Raw genomic sequence first — 19,929 nt, 5'->3', positions numbered from 1 at the left:
TAGACTTTTCTTTAGTTTGGTAGGTACGATACTCGCATTAATTACTTCTGTGAAAATAAAAGCAACTATGCAAAATTGATTAATTATCAGGAGGGAGATTTATGAAGAATCAATTGTTAATTGTTGGAGCCGGACCAACTGGATTAATTTTAGCTATTGGACTTGCAAAGCAAGGAATCCCTTTTAGAATCATCGATAAAAAGAAAGGTCCTGGAGAAGCTTCAAGGGCTTTGGCTGTACAAGCAAGAACATTAGAATTCTATCGGCAATTTGGATTTGCAGAACAAGTTGTAGAAAAAGGAATTAAATCAGTTAATATGAAATTTTATAAAAATACAACAATGAAGGCTACGGTCAACTTTGAGAATATGGGAAAAGGACAAAGCCCATATCCCTTTATGTTGAGTTTTCCTCAAGATGAGCATGAAAAATTTTTAATTGAACAATTAGAAGCAAAAGGGGTCAATGTAGAATGGAACACTGAGCTTGTATCATTTCATCAGAAAAATGACCATGTTAACGTTAGTACCATAAAAAATGGTGTGGAAGAAGAAAGTATTTATGGCTATTTATGTGGATGCGATGGTGCACACAGTTCCGTCAGAAAAGGGTTAAATTTGAATTTCCCTGGTGGCTCATATAAGCAAATGTTTTACGTAGCTGATGTGCAAACTCACAACCAAGAAAGTGTTGGGTTTCAAATAAGACTATTTAAAAAGGGATTTGGGATTCTTATGCCAATTCGGACTGCTGGATCGTTACGCTTAATTGGAATAATACCAGAGGATTTGATGCACAAAGAAAATTTAGAAGCTGATTTTTCTTTAATTAGACCTTATATCCAAAAAAATATGGAATTAGAAATTACGAAAGTAAATTGGTATTCAACATATAAAGTACATCATAGAGTAAGTGAACATTTTAGAAAAGGACGCGTTTTCATTGCGGGAGATGCTGCGCACATACATAGCCCAGCAGGAGGACAAGGAATGAATACAGGCATTGGTGACGCAATTAATTTAGCATGGAAGCTTGGAGCAGTGATTCAAGGGAAAGCAAGTGAATCTATTCTAGATTCCTATGAGCAAGAAAGAATAGCATTTGCCAAACTTTTAGTAGCAACAACAGATAAAGTTTTTTCTTCGATTGTTGGTAACAGCATATTTGAAAAGTTCACTCGGCAATACTTAATTCCAATTATTATTCCAAGGATGACTAAGTTTTCGATAGTTAGAAAAATGATATTTAAAGTTATTTCACAAATAAGGATTCACTATCGAAATAGTCAACTTTCTAAAGGAAATACAGGTGAAATTCATGGAGGCGATCGTTTACCATGGATTCCTTTTGATGATACAGATAATTTTGCGCCACTTGAATCTTTTGATTGGCAGTTACACGTATATGGGGATGTAGTCCCTGATTTTAGTAAATTTGCAGAAGAAAATAACATTCTTTTGTATACATTCCCTTATACTCAAGAGGTACAAAAAGCAGGTATAAAATTGGGATCTACTTTTTTGATTAGACCTGACGGTTATATTGCATTAGCAGAGGAAACTCAAAATATAAATAGTATGGAAGAGTACATTAGAAAGAACAAATTAAAGCTTTAATATGCTATATAAAAAGTCGGTTCCTAGTGGATTGAACCCTGAGAATGAGACGATAAAAAACACCTCTCTAAATCGTAAGTATCAGTTATGATTTAGAGAGGTGTTTTTCGTGTGGGGAAAAAGGCATATTATCCCGCCGAAATAAAGTGGAAAGTAGTTGAAATGAAACACAAAGAATTCAAAAATAAAGAAATTATGGATGCCTTAGGAAGTAGACATGTGGCTCAAATTAAAACTTGGATGAAATGGTATCGTGAAGGCGAGACCTATCGGTTTGAACAGTTTATTGGAAGACAATCTGCACATAAAAAAGCTTAAAAAAAGTTAACAGAACTTGAACAAAAAGAATTAGAAATACGTTATTTAAAGGCAAAGAATATATTGCTGGAAAAAGACAAGAAATCTTAAGGAGGTGGGAGGAAAAGAAGAAATAATGAAAATGATAAAAGAATGGCAATTAACTTTCACAATTGCAGAACTGTGTTCCATATTTAGTATTTCACGTGCTACTTATTATCGTTGGAAAAAGCACGAGAAAACAGTAACTAATTATGAAGAAAAAACCGTAATAGAAATATGTCAACATCATAAATATTGGTATGGATATCGTCGGGTTACCGCTTGTCTACGTGATCAATTTAACATCGTAATGAATCATAAAAAATATTACGTATCATCTGGAGTTAGAAAAAAGAAAAAGGTATTTGTGCTCGGTCATGAACCAGTGGGAGCTAAAAATTGAATGCAACGGAGATTTAAAGCTACTAAGTCTAAGGGGTAGCACGCACATTTTAACGTTTTTATACTCTAAGGGATTCTCAAAACTCAATAATACAATTTAAATCGAGATTTTTATATAAAGATGAGTTTTGAGACACTATTCAAACTATTTCCAGCCTATTTTAGGTTGAAGTTCCTTTCTCTCAATTATCACAATTTACTGTACACATAGTACAGTAATATATGTTAATTAAAATTTTAAAAAATAAACTATTTACATACCCTTACTAGTGAGATCTATCTATATTTTGAAAAATCCCAATCCATTTACTGTGAAAAATTTTATTAATTAAGAAACGACAAATATACAATTTGTTGGATATTTATTGCATTTGAGGGGATAGGTAAGATATCATTTTTTTACATAAGTAAAATATTTAATATTAAATGAACTTTAGAAATTGCGCCTAAATTAAAGGAGATTACGTTATGAATACAATCATGATTGTAGAAGATGATATGAAAATTGCTGAATTACTGGGAACTCATATTAAAAAATATGGATACCAAAGTGTTATTATAGAGGACTTCGAAAATGTTTTAGATATATTTCAAGAGATAAAACCAGATGTAGTGCTATTAGATGTAAATTTACCTAATTTTGATGGTTATTATTGGTGTCGCAAAATACGAGCTATTTCCACTTGTCCAATTGTATTTTTATCTGCAAGGAGTGGAGAGATGGATCAAGTTATGGCTTTAGAAAATGGTGGTGACGATTATATTACGAAACCTTTTTATTATGAAGTTGTTATGTCTAAAATCCGTAGCCAGCTCAGAAGAGCATATGGTGAATATGCTCCTAAAGTAAAAGAAAGAATAGTTGAGCAATCAGGGTTAATCCTGTTTCCAGAAAGAATGGAAATTCAACTAAATGATAAGACAATATTACTTACTAGAAAAGAAACAACTTTATTAGAAATATTGATAACAAAGTCTCCGCTCCTTGTAAAACGTGAAGTGATTTTAGAACAATTATGGGATAGTTCATATATAGACGAAAATACATTGAGTGTAAATATAGGTAGAATTAGAAAGAAACTGCAAGATTTAGGGATCGAAAACGCATTGGAGACGGTTCGTGGTGCTGGATATCGTTTGCATGCTACTTGGAAAAAGGAAGGAAAGGAATAATGAAATTATTTTTACAAGAACATATTCCACTTATTTGTTATACATTTGCCCAATTGCTTATCATTCTTTTTATATATTGGTTTGATGGTTATCCACATATTTTGACAGCAGTATATTCTGTATTTTTGGGTGTTTTTTTATTAATGGGTTATTTAATCTATCGTTATTATAGTCATCGTTCATTCTATAAGCGTCTATCAACACCAATGGAAACTTTAAATGAGTCAATAAAAGATAGTGATTTGACTCCATTATCAATGGCCTTAGAAACATTACTACAATCTCAATATCAATATTATCAAAACCAATTAAAAAAATGGGAACGAAAACAACAAGAGCAAATGACTTTTATGAATCAATGGGTTCATCAAATGAAAACACCTATTTCTGTTATTGAGTTAATTACACAAGATGCAGAAGACTCACGATTTGACAGTATTAATGAAGAAACGGAAAGAATCAAAAAAGGACTAGAAATGGTCTTATATGTTGCTCGCTTAGAAACATTTGAACAAGATTTTCAAGTGAACAGATTGCAGTTATTGGGAATGATTGATTCTGCTATTCATGAAAATAAACGTCTATTTATACGTAGTTATGTGTATCCAGAAGTAAAAGTAGATCCGAATCTTATTGTAGAAACAGATAAGAAATGGTTTCGATTTATACTCAATCAAGTACTGTCAAATGCAATTAAATATTCATCAAGTAAGAAAGAAAAAGTAATAGTATCGGCGTGTTCGAAGGGAAGGGCAATTATTTTGGAAGTAAAAGATTATGGGGTTGGTATTCCTTCTGCTGATTTACCACGTGTTTTCAATCCATTTTATACTGGAGAAAATGGTAGGAAATTTAAAGAGTCTACGGGAATGGGATTATATCTTGTTAAAGAAGTATGTGAAAAATTAAATCATAAGATTGAGCTAGAATCTGAGGTAGGTAAGGGAACAAAAATTAGAATCATATTCCCGTATGCATCTCGTTAACCGATGAAAGGTATACCTTTCATCGGTTTTTCTTTTGAATCTTACAAACTTGTTAGATAAATGTTAGGAAAATCGATATGAGACATACTATATATAAGTTACACTTCATGTATCGAAAAGAGAAATGGAAGGTGAAATACTTGTGGAGATACTACATGTTTCAGATTTAGGGAAAGTTTATTCTGGGGAAATTTCTTATACAGCATTATCCCATATTGATTTAAAAATAAACAAAGGTGAATTTGTAGGAATTATGGGACCATCTGGGAGTGGTAAAACAACACTATTAAATATGGTTTCTACTATAGATGCTCCAACATCAGGAGAAGTATTAATTCATGGAGAAAACCCATATCTGTTATCTCCAGATCAGTTGTCTTTATTTCGAAGACGTGAATTAGGGTTTGTTTTTCAATCATTTAATCTCCTTAATACATTGACAGTGAAAGAAAATATTGTTCTTCCACTTACGCTTGATGGTGTAAGCCCTAGAGAAATGGAAGGTAAAGTGGAAGCTATTGCTGAAAAACTAGGGATAACTGAAATATTAGATAAACGTACGTATGAAATCTCTGGTGGGCAAGCACAAAGAACAGCTATCGCACGAGCTACTATTCATAATCCGAAATTATTACTTGCGGATGAACCTACAGGAAATCTGGATTCAAAATCTGCTAGTGATGTGATGGAATTATTGACAAAGCTTAATAAAGAAAATAGCACAACGATGATGTTAGTGACACATGATGCAATGGCTGCAAGTTATTGTGATCGAATTGTGTTTATCAAAGATGGACAGTTATACAATGAGATTTATTGTGGAGATAATCGCAAAGTATTTTATCAAAAAATTCTAGAGGTTTTAGCATTATTAGGAGGAAATGCAAATGACTTTTCGACAGTTCGCATTTAATAACGTCATTCGAAGTAAACGAACATATTTGGCTCATTTTTTAAGTAGTACGTTTGCTATTATGATTTTCTTTACTTATGCATTACTTGCATTTCATCCTAATTTACAAGGGGATCTTGCTGCTAGTATAACAATCAATACATTTGCAAAGTCAGGATTACAGATATCGCAGGGGTTAATATTTTTCTTCTCATTCTTCTTTATCTTATATTCTGTAAGTGCATTTTTAAAAACAAGAAAAAAAGATTTTGGAATTCTAATGCTACATGGGATGTCGCGTTCACAGTTGAATAAATTAGTATTTATTGAAAATATAATAATTGGTACCGCTTCTATTTTAACAGGAATTACAATTGGAATGGCGTTCTCTAAGTTTATCTTAATTATGAGCAACAATCTGTTAATGATTGATAAAGGACTTCCATTTTACATGCCATTTAAAGCAATTGGGATAACATTTGGAGCATTCTTATTACTATTTTTATTTATTTCACTTTTTACTTCTCGACTAATAAATGTAGAGCAATTAGTAGAATTAATAAAAGCAGAAGAAAAGCCAAAGCCTGAACCAAAAGCATCCCTTTGGCTATCTCTGTTCGCACTAATTTGTATTGGATTAGGATATACAGCTGTTTTCCATAGTGTTAACGCAATTCATTACAAGGATGTGAAATATGTATTATTCATGATGGCGACAGGGGTAAGCTTTGTTGTATTTGGAACGTACTTCTTATTTACCCAGCTCAGTGTGTATGTGTTACGTGCATTAAAGAAAAGGGAAAATATTTTCTTTAAGAAAACAAACATACTCACCATCTCAGATTTAGTGTATCAATTAAAAGATAATGCAAAAATGTTTTTTATGGTCACTATTATTTCTACCGTTGCCTTTACTGCAGTGGGAACTTGTATGGGATTAGGTAACTCATCAATGGCTGAATCAAATAGTCCCTTTGCATTTTCTTATGAGTCCTATAATAATAATCCTTTAGAAAAAGAGCATCTAAAAAAAATAGAAAGCGAACTCAATAATGGTGGGTTTAAATTCAAACAAGTAGCTTATTCCATAAAACAAATTCCTGATACCCTTTATAACAGTAATGTATTATTAAGCGTTATAAAAATAAGTGATTATAATAAGTTAGCTGAGGTATTTGGTTTTGAAAAAGAAAGCTTAAAAGATGAAAATGATAGTTTTGTCATACCATCAAGAAAAGTTACTAATACAAAACCTAATCAAAATAACTTTCAATTGTTGCATGAAAATATAAAAAAAGATATGCATGTAGATAAAATACTAACTCCGAAAGAACTACAAGATACAACCGTCACGATAATTATTGTACCAGACGTTTTATATAATCAAATGATTGTAGACCCAGAGAATCAATATGGGCAATCTACTATCAATGGTTTTATTGTGAAAAATTGGGATCAAACAAAAAAGGTTGCTGAAAAAATCTTGGCTTCCTTACAAAAAGGGAATAAAGATATAAATAATCCCAGGGTGGTATACAACGAACCATATCAATTTTCGGCTTTAATTTTTACATGGATAACTATGAAGCAAGGTTTTGGACTTGCATCTATCATGAGTGTATTAATAGGGATTGTTTTCTTTACGTTTGCTGCAAGCTTTTTATATTTCCGATTATACACAGACTTAAAACGAAATCAGCAGCAATATAAAATGATAGCAAAAGTTGGTTTAAGCAAACCGGAATTAAAGAAAATTGTGTCACGTCAACTTGCATTGTTATTCTTTTTACCAATTGCAATAGCGATTACACATAGTACGGTTGCTTTTATGGCCTTGCAAAAGTTAGCCAATTTTTCAGTCTTGGGTAGTTCCGTTATGGTATTGATTTGTTTCTTAGTTATGCAAATTATATACTTTTACTTTGTTCGAGCTCAATATTTGAAAAAAATGTATAAAACAATCTTTTAATTTAAAAAAAGGAGAATATAGGATGAAAAAAAGACTTGGATTATTAATAGTAGCTGGTATTTCGATTACCATGTTAGGAGCATATTCATTATTTGGTACAAAAAACTCCCCAGCAAATGGAATTTCAATAGAAGTAGGAGAGATAAACGAACAAGCAAGAAACTCTATAATAGACTTGTACAAAGATATAATAACATCACAAGACCTATATCAAATAAAAGAAGGGGCCATAGATAATAACAAGCTCGACATAAAGCTACCGACTAATTTTGGGGATTCTATGGATGCTGCTACTAGTAATTTACTATTTATTAGTAGAACAACTGCTGAAAAAATGAATAAAAAGGGACTTATACGTGAAAGGGATAATAACGAGGGGCTCCTATCTTCAGACCCTCTCGATTCGTTACCGAAAATAGGGAAAAATGAAGCTATCATATTTGCAAATAAAGAATATAAAGACTTAAAAGAATTAACATTCGATAACAAAAAAATGAATGTTCAATACAAAGGAGATGTATGGCTATCTCCATATCGTGGTAAATACAATGAAATCCTATTAATTGTAGATGATACATTATTTAAAGAAATAAATGGGAAAGAAAAAACTAGACAGATTCTATCTTTTAATAAATCTTTTGGGAATCTTAATTTAGTCAATCAAGGAAAAGCACCAGAATTAAGTAAGGAAATAGATAAAGTGAATATGGTTTTAGGAACTAAGGGCAAGGGAGCCGTTAATTTTGTAAATATTACAGAAAAATAAACAAATATTTCTATATAGAATAGAAAAAGTTAAAACCTATTAAATGATGAATAAAAGTTCATTTATTACTTTTTTCAAATATGATTATTTTTAAGGACACAAATAAGTGGATCAGATTTTTTAGTTATAATAAAAAAATCTGATCCACTTTTGAAATTATAACCATCATCAAAATTTATACACTTGTTTTTTTTGTTTAAAATGTGTCTAAGCGTACAATTTCCCCGAAATGATATGGTGACACCTAATACATTGTTAGGATAAAAAAATGAATTTTCCTCGCATAGGATAATTTGAACAAGAAATGGTCAATTTCTTGTTCGTCATAGTTTGAAGTAGTTGTCACCCAGTTCAGCTATATTAAACGTTTATGAATAATAGTTTTACGTATTAGGGGTACGGCAATAATCTTTTTTGGAGTCACTCACAAATTTATGATAAGAGGTAGTATAAATAGTTAACTAACTACTTGAACTACCTCTTCGTTTTACCTAATTTGAGTACAGAAATGATTATAATTTAACCAATTAAGATTTTTTCTTCTGCATAACGAATCTTATTATGCTCATTTTTGGCCATAGCAAGCGCAAATGCCATAGTTAATGGTCCTAATCTGCCAATAAACATCATGATTGTAATCAAAATACGTCCTACAGGAGTAAGGTCTCCTGTTAATCCTGCGCTAAGTCCAACTGTCCCAAATGCAGAAACTGTTTCAAATAAAATTTGAGAGAATTCAGCATGTTTTTCAGTAATTGTTAATAAGAAAAATATGATAAAGATAAACAAAACAGCTGTCGTAGCAATGGCGATTGCTCGATTCACTAAATTTTTTGGAATTCTTCTTTTAAATATATGAATATCCTCTCTATTTCTTATAATTGCTACAATGGATAATAAAAGCAGGAATGCTGTTGTTACCTTAATTCCACCACCAGTTGATCCAGAAGATGCTCCGATAAACATTAATGCTATTGTATAGACTTGAGAACTCATCGTCATTTGCCCAATATCAATGGTGTTAAATCCTGCTGTCCTAGGAACAACACCTTGGAAATAAGATGCCCAAATTTTATCATCAAGCGACAATGTTCCTAATGTTGCAGGGTTATTGTATTCTAAACATAAAATAATAATGGAACTTATGATGTTAAGAAACAGTGTGGCTACTAAAACAAGTTTGGTATGTAGTGAGAAATATCTAATTTTTCTTTTCTTAATTACATCTAAAATCACAATAAAACCGATTCCACCACTTATAAATAGAAACGTAATTATTATATTGACTACAGGGTCTCCTACCCATTTACTCAAACTATCTGGTTCTAATCCAAATCCTGCGTTATTAAATGCTGAAATGGTATGGAATATCCCGTAATATATTGCTTTTGGCCAAGGCATTTCATATGACCATCGTATCGCTAAAACAGTTGCTCCAACTAATTCAATGACAAGTGTAATCAAAATAATTTGTTGCACTAATTTTATAACGCCTTGCAAAGACAAGGAATTAATAGCCTCCTGAAGTAACAGTCTCTTCTTTATGCCAATTTTTTTTCCTAAAATAAGAAACATCAAAATCCCACTCGTCATAAATCCCCAACCACCAAGCTGGATAAGGATAAGCAAAACAATTTGTCCAAATACAGTAAATGTACTTCCTGTATCAACTACGGCAAGCCCTGTTACACACACAGCCGATGTCGCCTCAAAAAGCGCATCAATAAACGATAAATGATGACGATCTTGAGTGGATATAGGTAACATGAGTAAAAAGGTTCCAATTAAAATTAAGCCTAAAAAACCTAATACTAAAATATGCGCTGGATTTAGTTTGAAGAATAGGTTTTGTCTTTTGAAAATTTTATTAATCAAAATAATAACTCCCCTCGAATGGTAAATGTATAGGTATGATTAAATTTCCCATAAAAACAATATCATATAAAGAACAATAGTGTGAGATAAATTAAAAAAGTCCTCTTTTCGCTTGCCAACTAAAAAGAGGACTTTTCACAGATAGGACTTGCAAAAATAGAATGTAAAAAAGTTAGATTTCGATAGCATATGGCTACATAAAACACCCAATAACCAGTATTTTTAAACACATACGTCTAAAAAAGAAAAAGAGTTGCGAAAAGCAATATTACAACGTTTGAGATTCAGCTGAGACACGTGTATATCTTGGCTGTCTCCTTCCTTTATCATGTTATAGAATTATTGTTAAATAATATGCCTTGTGCACAATAGTGGATAATATCTCTCCTTTTAACGATTCCTATAAAAATACCTTCGTCATCTATAACGGGAACAAAGTTTTGCTCCATAGCTCTTGATACAAGGTTTTCGATTTCTGCATTTATGGAAACTGGTTCATTAAAACGGTGTAAAGAAACCTCACTTAAAAGAATTTGATGGGTATTGTTAAAGGTTAAAGATGATGTTTTTTTGAGTTTCCATAGTAAATCACCTTCTGTTAGTGTACCTGCATATTCCCCCTTATCATTGACTAAGGGAATAGCTGTATATCGATGGTGTTCTAACTTCTCTAAAGCCTGACGCATCGTTGAATTTATGTTTATATATACAAGTTCACTCTTAGGAGTAAGAAAAAATGCAATGTTCATTTTATTGAATCTCCTTTAATAGTTCGTTTTCTTAGTATTCTTTATATTTTTATAATATAAAAAGGGAATGAATTCAAGATGTTACTAGGAAGATATTTAAATTCATTCTCTTTTTTTAATATTAAAAATCGATTTTGATGAAAAAGAAAGGAAAGACAAGTAAACAGATGATAAGAGGTTCATTATACTCCATATAATCCTATAAATAGCTAAATTTATCCTTATTTAAGGTGATTCTAATCTTTACAAGTTAAATCTAGAGGAGTATATTTACATTCATAAATTGATTATAAAATTTTCCAAAAACAACCTTATATCGCTGAGTCCAGAAATGGAGCGGGGGAACCAATTTTGTGCATTGTCACTTGGGGTGAATCTTTCATTAAGAAAGTAGGGCTACTCTTTAGGCCCGAATCCGACAGCTAACCTCGTAAGCGTTTGGAGAGGAGGTTTACTTTTGTGTTGTTCGTTTTTGAACGCTGAGTAGAGCCTCAGTGTTCTTTTTTGGTTATTTAATGGTAAAATTTAACATTTGGAAGTGAGGGATTATAATGCTAGATGTAGTAATAATCGGAATCCTGGTTGTATTAGTAACATCTATGATAGGGCTTGCAAGCTGGTCAAATAAAATTGTGAAAGAAGAAAAATCGAAATGATGATTGTACTTTCGATTGTAGTATTACTTATTACAAGTTATTTAGTATATGCGTTATTAAATCCAGAGAAGTTTTAAGTAAGGGGAGGCAACAATAATGATATGGGTTGCAGTTATTGTAACGATATTACTGTTTGTACTACTAGCGATTCCAATGGGAACTTATTTAGAAAGGTCGTTCCAAGGTAGTCAGATATTAGATAAAGTATTTGGGCCAATCGAAAGAATTATTTTTAAATGTGGCAATATAAAACAAAATAATCAAACCTGGGTACAATACGCATTTGCTATGTTGTTAACAAATGTTTGTATGATTACATTTATTTATTTTGTTTTTAGGTTACAAGGTGTTCTTCCATTGAATCCTAGCAAAATAGAAGGAATGGAACCTACACTGGCATTTAATACAGCAATTAGTTTTATGACGAATACAAATTTACAGCATTATAGCGGTGAAAGTGGAAGTGTCTGCAGAAGTTATTAAAAAATTAGCATTATGCGTTGGGGTTATAGGTAGCTTGGGGATTAATCCTAATTGTATAGATGCAGAATTAGGTGTTATCTTAAAAAAGCCTCTCAAACATCCTATAGAAAAATATAATTATACAATATACCATGCAGTAGGCATGCCATTTCAAGATTTGGCAGCAGCATGGATTGTTTATAAGAAAGCAAAAAATGCCCAAAAAGGGCATTCTCTGAATTTTTTAAATAATCCCTAAGTGGAGTATTATGAACTAATATTTGTTTCTTTCACAACCTCTGTACTTCTGAAAGGGCCTGAACTCCAGCTGGTTCTTTTTTATTTGTAAATTTGAATAAATATTAAACATTTATAATTCTTAGATAAAAATTAGAGACTCATCACATGTCCAGCAACCTAAGATTTTGAAGGAACACTAAAATAAAAAATTAATAGTTTTACAGTTATATATGAGAATTCAACTTATTTGTTTTGTGAGGAGGCAATCTGCTAACTATATGGTGATGTACTTCAACTTATCGAATTTAATACAGAAGATGTTCTATATAGAATGACTGATGAATCAGAAGGATTCATTCAAATTTCTGGAGACAAATCTTATAAATTTCTAGATTCTGTTAAAATGAAATTATAAATTGATAGAATTGGAGAAACAAAAAGCAATTGGAATCGAGAGTTTGAAATAAAAATTGATAAAGAAAAAGCTACAAAGTCTACTGAAATTATGAAAGAGGAATCACAAAAAAGAGGTATAAAAGGATAATACGTTCTTAGATGTATTATGAATATCCTTTCGAATTAGAAAAACTTCCAAGAGCGAGAATAATGTAAATAACTTAATCAGGGGATCATCCTAATTAGAATGATCCCCTTTTATTTCATAACATCCGAATACGGAATAGTTGTTTCTATTTTTATTACTAATACAAAGTTTTCTTTAACTTACTCTGGTAAATAATCTAGTAACTTAATCAAATCTTTTAAAAAGTCAGGACTAGCAAATTTCAACAAAGCAGGTACTTCCTTAAAATGATTCTTAAGGCCAGTATCTACCTTCTTAGAATAGTCTTTTTCATCACCTATTAATAAATCTACAATAGTTGTTTTTAAAGGATTACTTACTTTTCCCCACAAAAATTCCGCTTCCTGAAAATGTTTATTTATAAATACTTTCACCTGATTAATAAATGGATCATTCTTTTGTTGAATTGCTTCTTGTAATTGTTTCAATGACATATCTTCAACTTTTACCAGCTGATTTATGGAAACATCATTTGTATACTCTGCAGCATGAGCACTTATCCCGAAAACACCAAAACCACTAAACCCAATTGCACTAGCTAATGTAACACCCACAAATTTCTTCATAATAACGGAATGATTAAATCGTTTCATCTTTTAAATGCCTCCTTAAATAATTATAGTAAAAAACCACTATGCAATTATCTGTAATATCAAAGATGCATTTCTCACAATTGTATTCCTTCAACTATATTGCTTATATTCAACTTATCATCATTAAAAAGAATTGTATATTGATAATATCCTTACAAAAAATTGCTAATGTTTAGTATAGATACTTTCTACTATTTTTATAGGAGAATAACATTATTTTATGATTGAAGGAAAACAGCCAAAGAAATGGACAAAGAATACTTACTTTATATATTTTTATATAATAGGAGGATATATACTTATTCATAAAAGCAAAAAAAGAAGAGGGATATCTCCCTCTTCACCAATAAATTCAAACATATTTACAATTAAGGAAGGGCATACATTCATCAAGTGATGAAAGGAACAATAATAGTTCACCTAGTGAATTATAACATAAAATAGCTCCTATTAATAGGTAATATTACCATTAATGGAATTATTGTGACAACTTTGTTAAATATCTTAATATTAAAAGGCTTTATATGTATACAAATGGAATGTGGATAGTGTAGGGATAAAATATAAGGGGGATATATATTATGTTTAACAAAAAACAAAAATTAGTAACAACCGTAACAGCTTTAACATTAGGATGTGGATTTACTTTCGGATTAACACCAGCCTTTGCAGATTCTACTAAGATTTCTGCCAACAATACTCCTGTTCATTCTATTCAAAACCAAGAGCAAGAGCCTTTTACTGGATATGTCATTTCAGTAGATAAGAATTACTTAGTGGTTGCTGCTACTTCTACAAAAGATGAAGCACTTGCGTACCAAAATGATTGGTGGGATCTAGTTTCTCAGAATAAAATTTTACGAGTTCCTGTTTCAGATGGGGGAAATTACACATTAGGTGAAAAATTAAACGTATATGCAGTTGGTTGGACTGCATCATTACCACCAATCGCTGTTATGCCTACAATTGAAAAATTAGCCCAATAGGTAATAGCATTTAATATAAAATAAATAACCGATTTCTTAATTGTATAAGGAATCGGTTATTTATTGTCAAAAGTGTGTCTAAACGTACAATTTTCCTGAAATGATACGGTGAACCAATGTAGTTTTAGAAATTTTAAAAACACATTCACATATACTCTCTTCGAAGCCTGGGAGTGTACACAACCACCTAAAGCCTGTTATTGTATCTATATATCATGTATTATTAATGTATAATTGTTATCATGTAATTTCTATGAAAGGTATGAATTCGCATACACATAAGTGATAAAAAGGTGAAAAACTGAACCAAATAGTTATCTAACTGGGATAAAGAATGATAATAAATAGAACCCGCTAATTATAACAGGTTCTGATCAGAGTCATAGGCTCAATTACAGGAACTAAAGGTCTACTGGGGGGTAGCCTAATTCCTGGTTAATATTAAGGTATGTTAAAAAATTTTAAATATGATTAATCAAATGATAACTAAACAAAATTTTTATTTTGTAAAAATCAAAAAAGAGCACCTCGTACAGGTGCCGGAATTAGATAGGCGATAATCAAGATAATTACTTACCACCATTTTAATTGATATGTATTAAATAAAAAATAGAAAGCTCTTTTTAAAGAGCTCTCTACCAAAAGTGATGCTGAATATGAATACACACGATATTGTATGCGTACTATTAAGGTAGGTGCAAATTTAAAACAAAATTCTTATTAGAAAGAAAAAAGAGATAAATGTAATTTTGCTTCTTCACAATTTGGATTAGTACAGTAATGAATAAACGAATGTTCATCATGTTGTATGAGAGGTTGATTACAAGGTACACATGTATATGGTCAGAGCATTTTAAATACATAATTACAAAGTATGGATTAATTTTAACGCAGTTTTAGCTGGTTGAGGAGTAAGAAAAAATCGTTATTTAAATAAAAGAAACCCTGTTTGTCTACAGGGTTTCTAAGGGTAATCGTCAAGTAATGACGTACTCGACTAATTAACCAAATCATGAATTTTTTGGTAAAAACACTGGTAAATATGTCCAAATAAATGAAGGCATCATTTTCAACCAAAACGCTATTTGATAATAAAAATTAAAAGTGAAAAGAGCAATATGAATAAGTGCCCTTTCCAAGAGTGAGTATAAATACCTATCATTCTATACTAGTATATGTTGATAGATATTAATTGTGAAAAAAATGACCAAAACCTTATTTGATAAAAATATAACTAAGTTACAATAAATTCTACAATAATTGGAGTTGCTCCATCAAGTACATCTCCATCAGGAATGGTAATAGAAGAAGGGCCAACAGTGATAGTTGAGGTATCCGCTGTTTGGAGAACGCCATTAATATAGAGGTTGTAGTAAGAATATGAAGCTGGAAATGCTGTATTGGTCCCTATATCATTTGTAAAAGCTGTTGCAGCAATTGCAAATGTAGCACCAGTGCCTGTCCCAGAGCTTGCTAACCCAGTGAATTTTCTACCAGCCACAAAAGGTTTAACGATAGCCATTGAAATTCGCTCCTTTCTAAAATTAACTCGAACAAACTTTTAGAAAGCTTGATCCTGTATTATATTTTATGGTTTACTTTTCAAAAAGAAACGGCTTATATATTGGCATATAAGTACAATTTTGTTTTTGTATATACAACTATTAGGGTTTTTAAGGGTACGTTACGTTTTATTAGGAGGCTTTTGAATAAAAATTTCATTTTGTAGAAAAGAGGAAGCTAAAAAAGAGCACTATACATCAGTATTCTTGTCGAGAGTGAGTATAAATTACTATCATTCTATACTGGTATATGCAATGTATTATGTAGTTTTTACTAAAGTTAATGCCAGTTTTTAAAATTAGAGGTTTCTTTTAATGAAACCTCTAAAAAGACAACTAAAGTTACGTTATAGTAAATTCAATTGCAATAGGAGTACATCCATTTAGTACGGCTCCTCCTACAATAGTAGCAGCTGTAGTAGTCACACAGGTAATAGTATCACTTGTTTGAATAACGTCATTAATATAAAGCGTAAAATAAGCATAAGAAGCAGGGAAAGTAGTTACAGCATCAGTGTCATCAGTGAAGTTTATGTTAGCAAAAGTTAAATTTGCTCCAGCGACAGTTCCTGTTGCTGCTGTACTTACAAATCTTCTTCCAACTATAAAAGGCTTGACGATAGGCAGTTCTGTTCACCCTTTTTGAGAATTAACTCGGACAAGTTTTTTGAAAGTCTTGTCCTGTATTGTATTCTATGTTGTGCTTCCTTTAAAAGAAACGGCTTGTACACTAGTAAAAAAGTATAATTCCTATTTTCTATTGAAACAATTCCGACTACATAACTAGAATATGTGTTATAATATCTATTGAACATATGAATAGGATAACAACTACCTGCTGTTGGCAAGTAGCAATTTATCTAATAAAAAGATCACTTGTTTCCAAGACAAGTGATCTTTTTATATACATTTCCTATACTATTTTTGAAATCCATTAGATATTTTAGTTCTTTTATTGATATTGCGTATACATTTTCAACTTCTTCAATTTTAATACTATATTCCGTTTTCAGCCGCATCGAGTTATAGTATTGACTCGATATTTAATAAATATTGTTTAATCTAAAAACCCCTATTCTATCACACAGTTATCAAAATATAAATTGCTATATTCCTCTTTTGTAAATCCTTCTTTACAAGAGTCACATGAATATCGCTTGTCATATCCAACTTCATGTTTCTCCATGTAATTTCTTCCTTAATGTGTAAAAGTGTAAACGTGGACATTTACACATTTACACAAGTTCACAAAAATAATACAACAATAAATTATTATAATATAATTAAGTGTAATTTATTATTTACAAACAGGAGTGATTTCATTGGAAAACTTTGAAGATGAACTATACCAAATTGATATGGATAAAAAAGAAGCAATACTAGTTATAAGGGCTTACAAAAGGTATTTAGCAGAATCAGATGAAGATAGGGAATATGGAACAGAAGTGATTGAACGTATTAGTAATAGTGATACTACTCGTGAGGATGCTGATTTTATTATAGATGCACGGAAGTTATTGCTAATCTTATCGATAAAGTCGTCGAGGAGAAAGTAGCAAATAAAAGCAAACCTACTACTATAGGGCAACCCTCCTCAAAAAAAACCTGGCATATAGAATACGGATTATCTCTAAATGAGCTCGTTGCTTTACGAATGAAGCATTTGCATTTTTAGAACAATACAGTATCTATTCCTGAACTAGTGCGCCCAAGATATCACAGCGATAATTGACTCTTTGTTTTTTGCCACTTTAGGTTCGGAACCTATCTTTGGAGTTATGATGAAGATGTACCAAGATTTCTAACGGAAATCTCTATTCAAAAAAATGATTAGTTTGGAGATAAAGCGGACGAATTTGTGGAAAGGGATCTCTGCATAACATTTTCTAAATACTTTTATTTTGAAGATGATTCAGAAGCAATTAGGATTTAAAACTCACATATAATTCTTTAGTCGAAAAGGAATTAAAAAACTAGTTTGTTAGACAAACCACTTTTTCTTTTTACACTTTTTTCTTTTTGGTAAGTCAGGAAACTTCTTCATTGTGTCAACAGCATGCATGAGCGTGAAATATGGATGTTTTAAAATCATTTTCGGTCCGCTCTTTTTCATAATTTCCTTAACTAAACCTTTCATATCTGGTTTATAACAATGAATTTTGCAATTTTGACATGCTGGTTTCTTTTCTTGAAATGGACATTTTGATAAACGAAAATAAGCATAATCTTTTAATTTTTGACATTCTTCACATAGAGTATTTTGTTTGTGTTCGTTTTTACAATACATATCAATCATAATGCTAATTGTTTTCTCTTCACGTTCAATTCGATTCATAAATTGGCGCCTCCTGTATCAAAGTCTCTCTGCTTTGATTGTAAAACTTTTTAGAGAGTTTACTTGAATTTTTAATGACAGTTTTTCTAATGTTTATCTCTTTCCTAAGACTTAAATATGGTTGCTTCTTTTTCTTGGGGGCTTCGGGTACCTAAACGACTCGAACAGCAAGAGTTCACTTGATTTTTCCACGTTATTAATTAATTCTATTGGAAGGTGAGGAGTATTTGAAGTTTACTGCTATATCAAATAATTCAGCCTTAGAGCACGCAACCAGCGTTTTGTTTTAGGGCCACTATACAATTTTTAAATTAATGAATATGTGGTGGTACCGCTTTTTATAAAATTGGCTTTTAAGCGGAACAAATGTTAAGTTAACTTTACATTTTGTTAATTATGGTATACATTTAAGGTAAGAGGTGGTGAACTTGACTATTTTTAACAAAGTAAAGGAAATTAGAGCTCGTTTTAATTTCACACAAAGTGTATTAGCTGAAAAAGTTGGAGTGACGAGGCAAACGATCGCAGCAATTGAAAAAGGGGATTACGTCCCTTCATTATTACTAGCATTGTCAATTTGTGATGTGTTTGATTTGAAGATGGAAGAAGTGTTTGTATTAAATAAGGAGGAGGAAGAAGAGGATGAATAGATTGATGATTTCTTATGTGATTAATGTACTTATTATGGCATTAGCATGTTGGGTATTCATAGAACTTTATTACGGCATTATAGAACTTGCCAATATTATTGAAGCTAAGAAAGTAGCCTTTGAAGTATCATTAAATATTACACCAGTCTTATTCTTATTAGTTATAGGTATTGTAATAACAATTTTTTATAAAATACAGCGGAAGAAATATAATGCCCTTTCATATCTGATGTATCCACTATTGTTTCCCCTAGAAGACGAACGTGAAAAGTTAATTACTGAAAGAGCTTGTCGTACAGCATTTGTTTCAGTATGGTATGTGTTAATCATCGCAATTGGATTTTTAGTGCTTTCTCCTATTTTTAATATGTATATTCCAGGATATCCCTTATACATTGTATTTAGTGTTTTCTTTATTCAAATGACAGTTTTTTATTTATCTTTATACCGAAATAAAATAATGTAAAGTGAGACCCTCTTGTAAAAGCAAGAGGGTTTCTTTATATGCATGATTTATAGTGATTCCCATAATAATTTTCTATTTTCTAACATATCATTTAATAGAATCTGTCCCATCATCATTGTAAAGTTATCCCTGGTTTTTGTATAGTAGTCATTAAGTTTTAATAGATAGTCTTTCCTGGGGACATAGGTGATTACAAATCCACGGTTTACTTCTTTAGGCAAAGGAATATATATATTTTTAACATCTTGGTTTGTATTGTTGGGATTTTTAAATAATAAATCATTTAGATTACTAAAAAATTCTTTTCCATTAGAGATAGGGTGAATTTTTTTAGCTATGTGAACACCATTATTATTTTTATTTGAATCTATTCCCCATATAATTACACCACCAGAAGCATGAGAAAAAAACGATATAGCTTTTTCGTAATTCTTTTTATCATCTATTGAAAGGGTACTAGTTGTACAATTTTTTTTGCATTGAAATGTAAGGAATATATTCTCTTCTTGCTGTGTAATGATCATTTTTTGAATGTATGAAAATCCTTCTTGTTGAAACTTTATAAAAATCTTCTTCGCATTCGCCAAATTAAACATTCTCCTTTTCTGCTTTTTAGCAAAATATTTAAA

The 19,929-nt window shown here is 31.1% G+C and carries 21 protein-coding genes, 3 pseudogenes and 1 riboswitch; of the genes and pseudogenes, 17 read left to right on the top strand and 7 right to left on the bottom strand.

From position 1 onward, the window contains the following. Nucleotides 1-101 precede the first annotated feature (101 nt). The 8 genes from MHH27_RS28550 (at nucleotide 102) to MHH27_RS28515 (ending at nucleotide 8,143) form a co-directional block, all read left to right on the top strand. Nucleotides 102-1,616 carry an FAD-dependent monooxygenase gene (locus tag MHH27_RS28550; RefSeq protein WP_340945011.1) on the top strand — a complete coding sequence of 505 codons (1,515 nt, stop codon included), beginning with the start codon at nucleotides 102-104 and terminating at the stop codon, nucleotides 1,614-1,616. Between the two features lie 111 nt (nucleotides 1,617-1,727). Further along, nucleotides 1,728-1,934, top strand: coding sequence for a hypothetical protein (locus tag MHH27_RS28545; RefSeq protein ID WP_150190412.1), 207 nt, complete (start codon nucleotides 1,728-1,730; stop codon nucleotides 1,932-1,934). Nucleotides 1,935-2,049: 115 nt separating this feature from the next. Further along, a complete protein-coding gene (locus MHH27_RS28540; protein WP_340945003.1) occupies nucleotides 2,050-2,358 on the top strand; it encodes an IS3 family transposase in 309 nt (102 codons plus the stop codon). 467 nt (nucleotides 2,359-2,825) lie between these two features. Next, complete coding sequence (locus tag MHH27_RS28535; protein ID WP_151581008.1) at nucleotides 2,826-3,530, top strand: response regulator transcription factor; 705 nt, start codon at nucleotides 2,826-2,828, stop codon at nucleotides 3,528-3,530. Then, a complete protein-coding gene (locus MHH27_RS28530) occupies nucleotides 3,530-4,516 on the top strand; it encodes a sensor histidine kinase (RefSeq protein ID WP_340945001.1) in 987 nt (328 codons plus the stop codon). The genes MHH27_RS28535 and MHH27_RS28530 overlap by 1 nt, the downstream gene beginning before the upstream one ends. Nucleotides 4,517-4,658: 142 nt before the next feature. Then, a complete protein-coding gene (locus MHH27_RS28525) occupies nucleotides 4,659-5,429 on the top strand; it encodes an ABC transporter ATP-binding protein (protein WP_340944999.1) in 771 nt (256 codons plus the stop codon). Continuing rightward, the gene (locus MHH27_RS28520; RefSeq protein ID WP_340944996.1) at nucleotides 5,404-7,377 is read left to right on the top strand and encodes an FtsX-like permease family protein; all 1,974 of its coding nucleotides are present in this window, start codon (nucleotides 5,404-5,406) and stop codon (nucleotides 7,375-7,377) included. The genes MHH27_RS28525 and MHH27_RS28520 overlap by 26 nt, the downstream gene beginning before the upstream one ends. A gap of 22 nt (nucleotides 7,378-7,399) precedes the next feature. Then, the gene (locus MHH27_RS28515; RefSeq protein WP_340944994.1) at nucleotides 7,400-8,143 is read left to right on the top strand and encodes a lipoprotein BA_5634 family protein; all 744 of its coding nucleotides are present in this window, start codon (nucleotides 7,400-7,402) and stop codon (nucleotides 8,141-8,143) included. Nucleotides 8,144-8,662: 519 nt separating this feature from the next. Here the strand turns inward: MHH27_RS28515 and MHH27_RS28510 are convergent. Together MHH27_RS28510 and MHH27_RS28505 are read right to left on the bottom strand one after the other, a co-directional pair. Next, nucleotides 8,663-10,018: a TrkH family potassium uptake protein gene (locus MHH27_RS28510; RefSeq protein ID WP_340944991.1), complete on the bottom strand. Its 1,356-nt coding sequence runs from the start codon at nucleotides 10,016-10,018 to the stop codon at nucleotides 8,663-8,665. A gap of 326 nt (nucleotides 10,019-10,344) precedes the next feature. Then, complete coding sequence (locus MHH27_RS28505) at nucleotides 10,345-10,767, bottom strand: CBS domain-containing protein (RefSeq protein WP_098425949.1); 423 nt, start codon at nucleotides 10,765-10,767, stop codon at nucleotides 10,345-10,347. A 307-nt stretch (nucleotides 10,768-11,074) separates the two neighbouring features. Then, nucleotides 11,075-11,218, top strand: a riboswitch (cyclic di-AMP (ydaO/yuaA leader). Between the two features lie 100 nt (nucleotides 11,219-11,318). On the opposite strand from MHH27_RS28505, the gene MHH27_RS28500 reads away from it, so the two are divergent. From MHH27_RS28500 to MHH27_RS28485, 4 genes and pseudogenes are all read left to right on the top strand, one after another. Then, the gene (locus MHH27_RS28500; protein WP_242807295.1) at nucleotides 11,319-11,423 is read left to right on the top strand and encodes a hypothetical protein; all 105 of its coding nucleotides are present in this window, start codon (nucleotides 11,319-11,321) and stop codon (nucleotides 11,421-11,423) included. After that, nucleotides 11,420-11,500, top strand: a complete 81-nt coding sequence (gene kdpF, locus MHH27_RS28495; protein WP_098688002.1) for a K(+)-transporting ATPase subunit F — start codon at nucleotides 11,420-11,422, stop codon at nucleotides 11,498-11,500. The genes MHH27_RS28500 and kdpF overlap by 4 nt, the downstream gene beginning before the upstream one ends. 19 nt (nucleotides 11,501-11,519) lie before the next feature. Further along, nucleotides 11,520-11,885, top strand: a pseudogene (locus tag MHH27_RS28490) (potassium-transporting ATPase subunit KdpA); the annotation flags it as partial. Between the two features lies 1 nt (nucleotide 11,886). After that, nucleotides 11,887-12,144, top strand: a complete 258-nt coding sequence (locus tag MHH27_RS28485; RefSeq protein ID WP_340944981.1) for a hypothetical protein — start codon at nucleotides 11,887-11,889, stop codon at nucleotides 12,142-12,144. Between the two features lie 704 nt (nucleotides 12,145-12,848). Here MHH27_RS28485 and MHH27_RS28480 read toward each other — a convergent pair. Further along, nucleotides 12,849-13,301: a hypothetical protein gene (locus MHH27_RS28480; RefSeq protein WP_242807293.1), complete on the bottom strand. Its 453-nt coding sequence runs from the start codon at nucleotides 13,299-13,301 to the stop codon at nucleotides 12,849-12,851. Nucleotides 13,302-13,882: 581 nt separating this feature from the next. Between MHH27_RS28480 and MHH27_RS28475 the strand changes: the two genes are divergently transcribed. Continuing rightward, a complete protein-coding gene (locus MHH27_RS28475) occupies nucleotides 13,883-14,287 on the top strand; it encodes a DUF3221 domain-containing protein (protein ID WP_340944978.1) in 405 nt (134 codons plus the stop codon). Between the two features lie 1,234 nt (nucleotides 14,288-15,521). Here the strand turns inward: MHH27_RS28475 and MHH27_RS28470 are convergent. Both MHH27_RS28470 and MHH27_RS28465 read right to left on the bottom strand, forming a co-directional pair. After that, nucleotides 15,522-15,809: a DUF4183 domain-containing protein gene (locus tag MHH27_RS28470; protein ID WP_340944977.1), complete on the bottom strand. Its 288-nt coding sequence runs from the start codon at nucleotides 15,807-15,809 to the stop codon at nucleotides 15,522-15,524. Nucleotides 15,810-16,191: 382 nt separating this feature from the next. Then, the gene (locus MHH27_RS28465; protein ID WP_340945298.1) at nucleotides 16,192-16,476 is read right to left on the bottom strand and encodes a DUF4183 domain-containing protein; all 285 of its coding nucleotides are present in this window, start codon (nucleotides 16,474-16,476) and stop codon (nucleotides 16,192-16,194) included. Between the two features lie 695 nt (nucleotides 16,477-17,171). Here MHH27_RS28465 and MHH27_RS28460 point away from each other — a divergent pair. Both MHH27_RS28460 and MHH27_RS28455 read left to right on the top strand, forming a co-directional pair. Next, nucleotides 17,172-17,416 (top strand): annotated as a pseudogene (locus MHH27_RS28460) (hypothetical protein); the annotation flags it as partial. 45 nt (nucleotides 17,417-17,461) lie between these two features. After that, nucleotides 17,462-17,795: pseudogene (locus tag MHH27_RS28455) on the top strand (integrase); the annotation flags it as partial. A 35-nt stretch (nucleotides 17,796-17,830) separates the two neighbouring features. Here the strand turns inward: MHH27_RS28455 and MHH27_RS28450 are convergent. Continuing rightward, nucleotides 17,831-18,184 carry a nitrous oxide-stimulated promoter family protein gene (locus tag MHH27_RS28450; protein WP_081143347.1) on the bottom strand — a complete coding sequence of 118 codons (354 nt, stop codon included), beginning with the start codon at nucleotides 18,182-18,184 and terminating at the stop codon, nucleotides 17,831-17,833. Nucleotides 18,185-18,612: 428 nt separating this feature from the next. Here MHH27_RS28450 and MHH27_RS28445 point away from each other — a divergent pair, with 428 nt between their 5' ends. Together MHH27_RS28445 and MHH27_RS28440 are read left to right on the top strand one after the other, a co-directional pair. After that, complete coding sequence (locus tag MHH27_RS28445) at nucleotides 18,613-18,834, top strand: helix-turn-helix transcriptional regulator (RefSeq protein ID WP_340944972.1); 222 nt, start codon at nucleotides 18,613-18,615, stop codon at nucleotides 18,832-18,834. Further along, a complete protein-coding gene (locus tag MHH27_RS28440) occupies nucleotides 18,827-19,300 on the top strand; it encodes a DUF2178 domain-containing protein (RefSeq protein ID WP_029442955.1) in 474 nt (157 codons plus the stop codon). The genes MHH27_RS28445 and MHH27_RS28440 overlap by 8 nt, the downstream gene beginning before the upstream one ends. A gap of 47 nt (nucleotides 19,301-19,347) precedes the next feature. On the opposite strand, the gene MHH27_RS28435 is transcribed toward MHH27_RS28440, so the two are convergent. After that, complete coding sequence (locus MHH27_RS28435) at nucleotides 19,348-19,887, bottom strand: hypothetical protein (protein ID WP_340944969.1); 540 nt, start codon at nucleotides 19,885-19,887, stop codon at nucleotides 19,348-19,350. Between the last annotated feature and the right edge of the window lie 42 nt (nucleotides 19,888-19,929).

It is taken from the genome of Bacillus sp. FSL L8-0152, from assembly GCF_038006365.1.
GTDB lineage: Bacteria > Bacillota > Bacilli > Bacillales > Bacillaceae_G > Bacillus_A > Bacillus_A cereus.
Note: the sequence above shows the minus strand (reverse complement) of the source record. Positions and strands in the feature narration are given on the sequence as shown.